The sequence below is a fragment of the Microcoleus sp. D3_18_C4 genome, from assembly GCF_036702355.1.
Classification (GTDB): domain Bacteria; phylum Cyanobacteriota; class Cyanobacteriia; order Cyanobacteriales; family Microcoleaceae; genus Microcoleus.
This window is the reverse complement of record NZ_JAUBTF010000081.1, coordinates 1-12,311: the sequence shown is the minus strand read 5'-3', so window position 1 is coordinate 12,311 and position 12,311 is coordinate 1. Positions and strand designations below refer to the sequence as shown.

6 protein-coding genes are annotated in these 12,311 nt (G+C 47.6%); 1 reads left to right on the top strand and 5 read right to left on the bottom strand.

The features are described 5' to 3' along the window. The first annotated feature begins 169 nt into the window (after positions 1 to 169). Complete coding sequence (locus QUA90_RS27085) at positions 170 to 2,065, top strand: leucine-rich repeat domain-containing protein (protein ID WP_333448416.1); 1,896 nt, start codon at positions 170 to 172, stop codon at positions 2,063 to 2,065. A gap of 601 nt (positions 2,066 to 2,666) precedes the next feature. On the opposite strand, the gene QUA90_RS27080 is transcribed toward QUA90_RS27085, so the two are convergent. The 5 genes from QUA90_RS27080 to QUA90_RS27060 form a co-directional block, all read right to left on the bottom strand. After that, entirely contained in the window at positions 2,667 to 3,512 is an 846-nt protein-coding gene (locus QUA90_RS27080) for a nitrate ABC transporter ATP-binding protein (RefSeq protein WP_333082180.1), read from the bottom strand. A gap of 174 nt (positions 3,513 to 3,686) precedes the next feature. Then, complete coding sequence (locus tag QUA90_RS27075; protein ID WP_333082181.1) at positions 3,687 to 5,687, bottom strand: nitrate ABC transporter ATP-binding protein; 2,001 nt, start codon at positions 5,685 to 5,687, stop codon at positions 3,687 to 3,689. A 267-nt stretch (positions 5,688 to 5,954) separates the two neighbouring features. Beyond that, complete coding sequence (ntrB, locus tag QUA90_RS27070; RefSeq protein WP_333448415.1) at positions 5,955 to 6,797, bottom strand: nitrate ABC transporter permease; 843 nt, start codon at positions 6,795 to 6,797, stop codon at positions 5,955 to 5,957. Between the two features lie 79 nt (positions 6,798 to 6,876). Next, the gene (locus QUA90_RS27065) at positions 6,877 to 8,262 is read right to left on the bottom strand and encodes a CmpA/NrtA family ABC transporter substrate-binding protein (protein WP_333326443.1); all 1,386 of its coding nucleotides are present in this window, start codon (positions 8,260 to 8,262) and stop codon (positions 6,877 to 6,879) included. Between the two features lie 865 nt (positions 8,263 to 9,127). Beyond that, entirely contained in the window at positions 9,128 to 11,893 is a 2,766-nt protein-coding gene (locus QUA90_RS27060; RefSeq protein WP_333448414.1) for an HAD-IC family P-type ATPase, read from the bottom strand. Between the last annotated feature and the right edge of the window lie 418 nt (positions 11,894 to 12,311).

Genomic DNA, 12,311 nt, shown 5'->3' with positions numbered 1-12,311 from the left:
ACTCCCCCAACCCTGTTTAACAACTACAGTTATGGAGGCACCAAGATCCAAGAAACCGGGTTTTTTACCCAATCTCCTAGTTCCATCGAATAATTTTCGTAAACAACCCGGTTTCTGGTCACCTGTGCGTAAGTCCTAGTCTGATATTCTCCTAATTTACAACAATTTTATGTCTGAACAACAACCAAAACCATCGATAACTTTCAGCAGCTTTGCCGACTGGTGCTTGCACAAAGACAGCCTTTGTGAAGCAGCAAGATATACAGTTGATGTGCTGTTAAAAAAAGCTGGCACTTCTGACATTTATGAAGCGAACCAGATACTGTCAAGTAGCAATGAGCTGGATCTGAGCCACAATCAAATATCAGAGATCACACCCCTGCAATCTCTGACTAATTTGACTTCTCTGAATCTGTACTGCGATCGAACAGACATCACACCTCTGCAATCTCTGACTAATTTGACTCATCTGACTCTGCACGACAATCAAATATCAGACATCACACCTCTGCAATCTCTGACTAATTTGACAGAGCTGACTGTGGGCTGCGATCGAATATCAGACCTGACGCCACTGCAATCTCTGACTAATTTGACAGAGCTGACTGTGGGCTGCGAACGAATATCAGACATCACACCTCTGCAATCTCTGACTAATTTGACAGAGCTGACTTTGTTATTCAACAATCAAATATCAGAGATTACACCCTTGCAATTTCTGACTAATTTGACAGAGCTGAATTTGTACTACAACAATCAAATATCAGACATCACAGCACTGCAATCTCTAACTAATTTGACTCATCTGACTCTGTTCGACAATCAAATATCAGACATCACAGCACTGCAATCTCTGACTAATTTGACTCATCTGACTCTGTTCGACACTCAAATATCAGACATCACAGCACTGCAATCTCTGACTAATTTGACTTCTCTGGATCTGAGGCACAATCAAATATCAGATATCACGCCCCTGCAATCTCTGACTAATTTGACTGTGCTATGGGTAAACTTTACACCAGAACAGAAGGCTCTCATTGAAGAGTGTCGTCATTCGTGGGAATCTCTCGCCAACTCTACCAAACCCATCGATGCTCTCAAAGCCACAGCCGCCGTTAAAGCTGCCTACGATCTCCTCGGTTTAGAAGCTCCAGAAATAACTTTTTGCAGTAGCCCTAACGAAGCGCTAGCACAAATACAAATGCTGCAAACGTCAAATAAAACTGAGTTTAACGAGCGACTTGACAAACAGGTAAAAGATGCGGTGTGCCCCTTTTCCTTAATAAATGAATTGTTGAGTGAAGTTTCGAGGTTCAATATTTTTACCAATAGATGGGGACAGCTAGAACAACAATTGTATAAAGAATTTTATGACTATTGGAAATACTCAAGCTCTAAAGTTACTACGCAAGACTTAGTTCAGGCTCTAACTCTTCTAGATTTCTATGTTTCTGGCTTGGGCATTGTTCTCAAACCAGAGGCACAGAAATTTTTTGAAGCAGTCAAGCAGCTTTTAGCAGAATGCGGCTGGATTTTTGCGTTTGAGAATGTCTGTTATGTGTGTTCGCGCCCTTGCCAGTTTCGCCTTGACAGCAAGTACCGCCTTCATGCAGATGCCGAAAGCGCACTGGAATTCCCCGATGGTTACAAACTCTATTCCTATCACGGCGTAACATTACCTGAAAAATACGGGAAAATTCACCCCGCCAACTGGCGATCGCAATGGTTTTTAGAAGAAGACAATGCTGAATTAAGACGAGTATTAATTCAGGGAATTGGGTATGCTAGAATTTGCGAAGAACTGGAAGCAACAGAGTTAGATTGCTGGCAAGAATACACGCTGCTCAGAATTAATACTGATATTGACGGCTTCGATTCTGATGATTTCGAGGGGGATCGAGATGCTCCGAAAAAAGAAGATATTTATTTATTAAAAATGACCTGTCCGAGCACGGGATTCATTCACGCTTTGCGAGTGCCGCCTGATGTGCGATCGGCTCTCGATGCAATTCACTGGGTAAATTGGGATATTGACCCAGAGGAGTTTTCCGTGCAAACCTGAGTAATACCAATTTAAAAAAGTCTGCTGGCTACCATCATCAGTCTTATACCAATTGTTAAAAGTCACAGAGTCCCGCCCCGGACTTAGGCTAAACCGTTTCCCTAGCCGATATCTGTACCTCAGTCAACTGAAAACCGCTATATTGACAACAGCCTTAATCCATGAAACACCGATAAACGTTCCTGCAGTGTGCCAGTTCCAAGGGTGGAATGCACCAACCACCGATCGCCCAAAAACTCTTAATAACATGAAGAAGAAGCCCACCCTCGATCGAAGGTGGGCTCAGTTCATGCCAGCTTACCGACAGCTAGGCAATCGGGTCTCTTCGCTGGTAGACGTAAAATATCGGAAAAAGATCCGAACGTCCGAAAAAACTTATCGCCCACCATTAAGCTTCAGTTTACCCAACCGGATCGGGAAAATTGCGCCCGCAGCGATGTGCCCCGGACATCGGGGAACACTGGGGCTTAAACTTTTCAATAGACTTCTGCAAAAAAGCTCGTCTTGGGGCGGCAGGATGCCTAACCCCTACTCCGCAAAAGAATTCAAATTTTTCGAGAAGTCTCCTAATTCTCCTCTTTAACTTTGATTTGCCAACCGATTAGGCATCGTGATCGTGTGCAAAACGACGGAACAGGAAATCTAGGGCGTAGTTCCGCAAATTGTAGTATTCCGGATCTTCCATCATTTGAACCCGATCGCGCGGACGCGGAAAAGGAATCTCCAAAACTTCGCCAATTGTCGCCGATGGGCCATTAGTCATCATCACCAGTCGATCGGCCAAAAACAGCGCTTCATCAATATCGTGAGTAATCATCAACACCGTACAGCGGTGATCGTTCCAGATTTTCAGCAACTCTTCTTGCAATTCCTCCTTAGTAATTGCGTCCAGAGCACCAAAAGGTTCGTCTAAAATCAGCACTTTTGGGCGAATTGCCAAAGCGCGGGCAATAGAAACCCGCTGCTTCATCCCCCCCGAAATTTGTGGCGGTCTTTTCTCAGCAGCTTCTGTCAATCCCACCATCGCCAAATGCTCTTTGACGATCGCATTTTTTTCCACCTTCGACTTCTCAGGAAATACAGCATTAACCGCCAGATAAACATTTTCAAACACCGTGCGCCAAGGTAGTAAAGCATAACCCTGAAACACCACCATGCGATCGGGGCCCGGCTTCGTAATCCGCTCTCCGTTAATCGACACGGTGCCCTGGCTCGGATGGCTAAAACCCGACACCATATTTAACAGTGTTGATTTGCCACAGCCCGAGTGTCCAATCAGAGTAATAAACTCTCCCTCAGCTACATTCAGATTGACGTTTTCTAAAGCCCTGTAACCGTTTGGGTATACTTTATAAACATTGTCCATCACCAAAAAAGGTTGGCGGCGGCCTTTTCCCGGCTGGATTTGAGTTTTGGTGTTCGTCTGGTTTTTAGTGGTGTTGAGCATGGGTTTAGGAAATTGTGATTGGGTGATTTGCGAGGAAAGAAGGAAGAGGCGAGAGGGAAGAAGGAAGAGGGAATTACTAACTAGCAATTAGCAGTTAACAATTAACAACTAACAACCAACAACTAACAACTAACAATTAGCAATTACCCTGTTTTTATCTAACTAAAAACCGCTCTAAGCAGCTCGGCGGCCGGAATCGAGTACAACTTCCGCCATCGTGAAATCGCGTTTAATCGCCAGATTGTTGAGATAGCCGATCGGATCGTCAGCATTAAACACCGAGCCGTCAAACAAGCTGAGAGAACCGCGAGTGTAAGTAATATCAGCCATCCCCAGCTCTCGCGCCGCCGTGCTGAACGCACCGACTCGCACCACCCGCTCCAGAATTTCCACCCAGTTGCGCGGGAACACAGTATCGCCCCAGCGCGCCATCTGCACCATGTGCCAGAGTTGTTCGGTGCGGCTTGGGCGATTCACCCCATCTCCAGAAAACAAGTGGTGGGCGTATTCCCGCATCGGAGTATCGAGGTTGCAAGCAACAGATCTCGGGTCGCCTAGTTGGATGTAACTCTTATCAGTAGCGACGTACTCCCTTCCCGCGACAATTTCCGAAACCTCGGCGGCGTGATTTGGATCGGCGCAGTAGTGACAAGCTTCGAGCAAAGCTTTGACTAGAGCAATGTGAGTGTTGGGATAAGCATTTGCCCAGTCTTCCCGAACTCCGAGAATTTTGCCGGGGTGTCCGGGCCACAGTTCCAAATCTGTAGCCACTGTAAAGCCGACTCCTTCCATCGATGCCCGCAAATTCCAAGGTTCGCCGACGCAGAAACCGTCAATAGTGCCGCCCTGCAAGTCAACGATCATTTGAGCTGGTGGGATATTTTTCAGCAACACATCGCGATCCGGGTCAATGCCACCGGAAGCCAGCCAGTAACGCAGCAACAGGTTGTGCATCGAAGAAGGGTGAACGATGCCCATACGGTGGGTTTGCGCGGGCGTTCTCTGGAGCATTTTTTTAAAGTCTGCCAGAGTGTAGATCCCTTGGTCGTAAAAGCGCCTCGCGAGGGTAATTCCGTTACCATTGCGGCTCATGGTGAGGGCTGTTACCGTCGGAATCGGCTGCTCTTGGTGGCCCCCCAAGCTCAACCACATCGCCATCCCAGAGGGCATTTGGGCTGCGTCTAAGTAACCTGCGGCGATGCCGTCTACGATGCCGCGCCAGCTTGTTTCCCGCACGAGGTGGACTTCATCGAGCCCGTGCTTGGCAAAAAAGCCTTTTTCTTTGGCGACAGCGAGGGGAGCACAGGCTGCCAGCGGAATAAAGCCGAGTTCGAGGTTGACTTTTTCTAGGCCGTGGCGGGCGATCGCGGGTACTTTCCGCGCCCGCAGTTTTTTGACCCGCTTCTGCTGATTGAGGAAGTAAATCATTTCGCTACGTAGAGCGTAGTAGCTAGGGTGTGAGACGACTTCCATCCGTTTGCGGGGGCGGGGGATGTCTACTTCGAGAATCCCGCCAATCTTCGATTCTGGGCCGTTGGTGAGCATGACAATGCGATCGCTCAGCAACACCGCCTCATCCACGTCGTGAGTCACCATCAGAGCGCTAATTTCGTACTCTTGGCAAATTTCCATCAACTTTTCTTGCAAGTTGCCGCGAGTCAAAGCATCCAAAGCGCCGAAGGGTTCGTCTAAGAGTAACAGTTTCGGGCGCAGGGCCAGAGCACGGGCGATCGCCACCCGCTGTTTTTGTCCGCCTGATAGCAGTGCGGGTTGCTTCTCGGCGTGGGGCGTCAAGCCCACCATATCGATGTGTTTTTGAATGATTTCGAGGCGTTCGGCTTTGGGTAAGCCGCTCATTACCGAGTCTACGGCTAGGGTAATATTTTCTCTGACCGTCCGCCAAGGTAGCAGCGAATAGTTTTGGAATACTACCATGCGATCGGGGCCTGGCTGGGTGATTCTTTGCCCTTCAATTGTCACCAATCCTTCTGTCGGCATATCCAAACCTGCGACCATATTGAGCAGCGTAGATTTGCCGCAGCCGGAGTGTCCGATTAAGGAGATAAATTCGCCTTTTTTAATTTCTAGATCGATGCCTTTGAGGGCGATGTATGTCCCCCCATCTGAGAGATTAAAGACTTTTTCTAGTTGTTCTACTGCAATCAAAACAGACATGATTTTCTTGCCTTTTTTGTAAGTTTGTTATTTGACTGTTGAGTGTTGACTGTTGACTGTTCGCTGTTGATATATAACAGCTAATAGTTAATATATGACTGGATACAGCAACCTGTTTCTTAAATCAACCAAAAAACTTTTTTTAATCCATTAACAAGAGTTTAAAAAAAAGGTTTCTCAGCCAGGGAGTTCGTAATTGCTGTAACCGTGAACCGTCAACCGTCAACCGTCAACCGTCAACCGTGAACAGTCAACATATCTAATTAGCTACTTTCCTTGAGAAGGAGCAATCTTTTGCTGCAACCAAGCCATCATGCGATCGAGCAACAAACCAACAGCCCCAATGTAGAACACCGCTAACAGAATTTCGCTGATGTAGTTTTGCTGGTAAGCATTCCAAATAAAGAAGCCGATACCCGTAATCCCAGACATCACGATTTCCGCAGCAATAATCGCCAGCCAAGCCAAACCGATCGCAATTCTCAATCCTGTGAAGATATAAGGAAGTGCCGACGGAAACAAGATGTTGATGTAATACTCCTGACGAGAAAGTTGCAGCACTTTCGCCACGTTGTTGTAATCGTCGGGAATTTGGCGAACACCTTCAGCCGTGTTGATTAAAATCGGCCAAACTGAAGTGATAAAAATCACGAACAAAGCAGCAGGTTCGTTTTGTTGCAGTGCAGCCAGGGCAATGGGCACCCAAGCCAAAGGGGCCACCATCCGCAAAAACTGAAAAAGCGGATCTAAAGCGCGGTTTAGAAAAGGATTTGTACCTACCAAAACACCCGTACCAATTCCCACAACGGCCGCGAGAGTGTAGCCTTTTGCCACCCGTTCCAAACTCGCCAAAGTCTGCCAAAATAATCCAATTCCGTAGGTTTTGGAGTTCATGAAAGGATACAGCAACAAAATCCGCGTCCGTTCGTCAGTCCAAATGCTGATCGGCCCCGGCAGTTTGATCAGTCCCGTACTTGACAAGAATTGCCAAACCAACAGAAAGCCCAAAACTCCTAAAATTGGCGGCAAGATCTTTGGGGAATTCTTCTTCCAAAACTCGCCAAAAGCTCCTTGTGCATTGCCGCCTCTCCGACTTGTACTTACAGCCATGCTGCTAATCTCCTATGTCTGGTGCTGTGTATTTTCGAGACTAAATTTTGAGACTAAATTATGGGAAGCTAAGACCCCATCACACTTTTTTAATTGCCAAACTCTTGAGATAAGCTTCTGGCTTTTCCGGGTTGAATTCTGTGCCGTCAAAGAACTTCTCAACGCCCCGAGACGTACTTTTTGGAATGTCAGCATCAGCAACTCCGGCTAATTTTGCTGCGGCTTTCCACAAATCTTCTCGGTTGACTTTATCGATGATTGTCTTAGAATCTGCCAAGGTGTTAGTTGGCAAGAAACCCCAGCGCACGCTTTCGGTTAAGAACCACAAATCGTGACTCTTGTAGGGATAAGAAACGTTGCCGAGGTCGTCTTTCCAGTACAGCGGACTCATCTTGAAATCGTCGATCGCTGGTTGGCCGTCACCCATCAGGTACTTGCCCTGGTAGGGAGGTGTCAAAACTGCCGGAGCTACGTCAAAGTAGTTTCTGCCAGAAGTAATGGCTACTAATTCTGGGCGATTTTCTGGTTTGTCGCACCACTGCTGCGCTTCGATCAGTCCTGCTAGCAGGGCTTCTGTGGCCTTGGGGTGTTTGTCTACCCAGTCGCCACGAATTGCTAGATACTCTTCGGGGTGATCTTTCCAGATTTGGCCAGTCAGGGCGGACATGAAGCCGATGTTCTCTGTGACGATCCGCAGGGGCCAGGGGTCGCCGGTACTGAAACCGTCCATGCTGCCGGTTTTCATGTTGGCTACGGTTTGCGCTGACGGTACTGTTAGCAACTCGGCTTCTGTGTCGGGATCGATGCCGTTAGCTGCTAGCCAGTAGCGAATCCAAAAGTCTTGGTTGGCTTTGGGGAAGGTATAGGCTGCTTTGAAGGGCGTGCCTGCTTTTTTGAGGCCTTTCATGTAGTCTTGGGCAGCTTGGTCTAGTTTGAGCCCGATGCCTTTGCCTTGGTGTTTGCTCGCGATCGCAATTCCATTTCCCTGAGTGTTCAACTGGGCTAGAACATACATGGGGATTTGGACGCTGTTTTTGGTAATCAACCCTTTACTAATTTGATAAGGCATGGGCATTTGCCACTGGCCACCGTCAATGCCGCCGCCTGCCGATCCAATTTCTAGGTTATCTCTGGCAGAACCCCAGTTGGCTTGCTTAGCAACTGTTACCTCAGTCATGCCGTATTTGGCAAAAAAGCCTTTTTCTTGGGCAATGATTAAAGGTGCTGCTTCGACGATCGGGATGTATCCCAATGTGATTTTAGTGCTTTCAATTCCTTCGACTCTTTTCTCGTTTGCAACAGCCATTACTGAGGTAGCTGCGGGTATCGCGCCGTCAGCACCGGCAGTGGCACCGGGTTCTGGAGGATTTCCCAAACAGCCTTTGAGCAGTATTGAACTGACGGCAGATGCACCTGCTGTAACGATAAATTTACGCCGAGAAAATTGCTCTGAAAATTTTGTCATAGTCTAGCCTCGCTGCAATTCATAATCTTCTGTAACGACATCACTGAAGTTTATCAATGCGCTTTTTTTCTGTTCGTTAATGGAATTTAGCGAACTGTTTTGAGCGCTGGTTCGCAGGAGGGAGCAAAAGATTTATCGCTAGCATAAGTCTTTAAACTATCCCTGCTGATTTTACACTTTTGATTAACTCAATATCTCGACGATCGGCCGAGCGGTGCGATCTCCCAAAAAGCGAGCAGCACATTTTCTTGGCTTGATAATTAACTCTACCGTACTATTGCAGAAATTCTAAAACAATTATTAAATTTGATTGATAAGTAAATCTTTTAGGATCACGCTATCGATAACGAACCCTTGGAAAGGGCGATCGGGTTTGCTTATCAAAACTTGTTCATACCAAGACTTGCTGAGTAAAGGTTGTAGCGAATGGCGATCGGGGGTCATTCAAACCTATTGTCAATAAGCAGCAAATACCGCCACCAGTGTACATTTACTTTGTTAATATATGTTTACTTTTTTTACGTTAATTGTAGTAAATTATACAGAAATAATTCCTCTTATACGATTTTGCTGTTTTCAAAGGGTTGACTCGTTTTCATTGGTGTCCTAAAATTGGCGCTTAATCCTAAGTGATTTACCGGATACAGCAGATTCCATATTTATGAAGTACACCCGCCTCTAGTTAGCTCCTCCTAGGAAGACCGCAGTGCCGTGTCCCTACACTTCACAAACCTGGAATACGCTGTATGATATGGCGTGGGCTTTCAGGTTCGATTTCCGTAAAACAGAGAAACCGGGTTTCTTGAAGAAACCCGGTTTCTAAACACCCGAAATTACTAAGGGATCGCAGTACCTACAAGTTCGATTAGTTGGGCGGGTCAAAGCGGTTGACGGAGAGAGCAACACCGATCATGGGCAGAGCGACACCGAAGCAAATCAACCACTGATCCAGGTTCATCGGAGCCGTCTCAAATATGCGATTGACAAACGGAGAATTCGCAAAGATAATCTGCAAAATTATCGCCAGGACAATTCCCACACCGAGGGCAGGAGCGCCGCTAACTTCTTCCTTAGAACCGCTAAATTTAGCAATCAAAGAAGGCAACAACTGGCTGAGACTCAACAGGTAAAAAATTCTTCCCATTACCAAAGCTTGAATCGCCATTGTCCGGGCCAGTTCCAAGGTTCCCCAAGGAGCTTGGCGTACCCATTCAAACATCCCGAAAATCAGAGTCCAGTTGTAAAGAGAAATAGCGATGATCCGCTTGATCCGATTTCCGGTGAGGAAAGGTTCGTTTACTGGTCGGGGCTGCTGTTTCATGACTCCCGCTGACTTGGGCTCGAAAGCCAGGGGCACAGTCATGGTGATCGAGTTGAGCATATTCAGCCAGAGAATTTGTAGCGACAAAATCGGCAATTCTCGACCGAGGAGGGTGCTGAGCAAAATTGTCATTGACTCCCCGCCGTTGACTGGGAGAATGAAGCTGATTGCTTTGAGCAGGTTTTTGTAAACCGATCGCCCTTCTTCGACAGCAGATTCGATCGACGCAAAGTTATCATCAGTCAAAATCATGTCGGCGGCTTCCTTAGAAACCTCAGTACCGCTGCCCATCGCAATACCGATATCCGCTTGTTTCAGCGCCGGCGCGTCGTTAACGCCGTCTCCCGTCATCGCCACGATTTCGCCTTGAAGTTGCAAAGCTTCTACGAGGCGGAGTTTTTGTTCTGGGGCGACGCGGGCAAAAACTGAGCCTGCTTCTACAGCTTCGCCGAGTTCCTGCTTGCTCATTGCGGCGAGTTGAGCACCGGTGTAGGCTACAAGTTCTCTGTGGTGTTTAGTTTTGCGGAATCCCATGCGGCGGGCGATCGCCTTGGCTGTAGCGATGTGGTCGCCGGTAATCATTTTGACTTGGATGCCGGCGGTTTGACAAGCTTGGACGGCTGCGATCGCTTCTGCCCGCGGCGGGTCAATCATGCCTTGCAGCCCCAAGAAAACCAGGCCTGACTCCAAATCCGAGTGATCGACGGAATTTTGGCTTTCGGGTACTGGCTTTTTCGCTAAAGCCAAGACGCGCAAGCCTTGCTTTGCCATTTCATCGACAGAAAGGTGAATTTGTTCGCGATCGACTTCTACCGGATTTCCTTGAGTATCGAGACTGGAACCGCAGCGGCCGAGAATTGATTCTACGGAACCTTTGACGTACAAAATTTTGCCACTGGGAGTTCGGTGCAGCGTCGCCATGTATTGAAACTGAGATTCAAAGGGAATTGAATCCAGTCGCTGCATTGACTTGGACAAAATTTGCTGGCTCAAATCAGCTTTTTTGCCCGCAGCAATTAACGCTCCTTCTGTCGGATCTCCGACGACTATCCAATTATCGTCTTTAAATTCCAGGTGAGAGTCGTTGCAAAGGAGTCCAGCTTGTAAACATTCTTGCAAAGTTGGAGCTTGGCTGACAGTAATTGGCAGTTGGTTGAGTTGAATTTCACCTTCGGGGCTGTATCCCGTACCCGTAACCGAGTAGGATTCGCCGCCAGAATAGATTTCTTGCACCGTCATTTGGTTTTCCGTCAAAGTTCCGGTTTTGTCGGAACAGATGACTGTAGCGCCGCCGAGGGTTTCCACTGCGGGCAATTTGCGGACGATCGCGTGGCGATTTGCCATCCGGGAAACGCCTACGGCTAGGGTGACGGTAATGACGGCGGGTAAGCCTTCGGGAATTGCACCGACAATCAGGGCGACTGCGGGTTCGACTGCTTCTTTAAAGGCTGAAACTCCCGCAGGGACTGGCCGCCCCAATCTGACTGCGAAGGTCAAGGTTGCCATCCCCAACACGAATAACAGCCAGTTTTGACTGAATTGGTTGAATTTGCGGGTTAAGGGGGTGGTGAGGTCGATGTGCCGATCTAATAGCTGGGAGATTTTGCCGGTTTCGGTTTTATTGGCGATCGCAATTACGATGCCGGTAGCTTGGCCAAAAGTGACAAAACTGCCGGCATAGGCCATGTTATCCCGTTCTGCTAGTGGCGTTTGTTGTGGCAGAACCAAGTCTCCAGATTGTCCTAATTCTTTTTCGACAGCAACTGATTCCCCGGTGAGTCCCGATTCGTCGATTTGCAAGTCGCGGACTTTCACTAAGCGCAAGTCTGCCGGTACTTTGTCGCCGGAAGTCAGGGTTACTAAGTCGCCGACAACGAGTTCTTTGGAGGGAATTCTTAATTTTTTGCCGCCCCGAATTACTGTGGCTTCGGTGGTGACAGCTTGGGCTAGGGCTTCAATTTTTTTCTCGGCTCCAGCTTCCTGGATGAAACTAATAGTAGCGTTGGTGGTTGTTACGCCCCAAATTACGCTAGCGTTGAGCCATTCTCCGATCACTGCTTTAATTAAACCTGCACTCAGCAAGATGATCAGGAGGGGTTGATTAAATTGCAGGATAAATTTTAACCAGGCGGGTTTCCCTGCTTTAACCGTTAGTTCGTTGGGCCCGAATTTCTGTTGGCGATGGTTGGCTTCTGTCGGTTCTAAACCGCTTTCCAGGTTGGTTTCTAAGATAGTTGCAACCTTGGATATTTCTAGGTAGTGCCAATATTGCTCTGCTACGTCTACATCGTTGGCGGATCTTGATGGCATGATTCTTCCTGAATATTTGGGGTGTCTGACGAGCTTCGATCGCTCCTTAATAGGCACGCTCAATACAACTCATCGCTCGTTGGAGCGTGAATATATTGAGCAGTCTAATTGTTTGTTGATTGCTTTAACAGGCTGTGAGTTATATCTATATTACAATGGATGTGACCGTTTGTGACCAGAGATTTTGGGGATTTTTTCCGGTGCTAAATCTTGTTTGGGGCTTGGTGGCTAAGGTGGGGGAAAGTCGATAAAATCCCTTGACATTTTGCCAATTTTAGGTGTGGTTAAAGAAAGAGGGAAGAAGGCAGGAGGCAAAAGAAAAATGCTCCCACTCCCCCTCTCCTTACAAGTGTAGGTTTTTTACAATGAAGAGGAACAACAGATATAGAGACTGGACGGGTCAGCCCATCATCTAGCT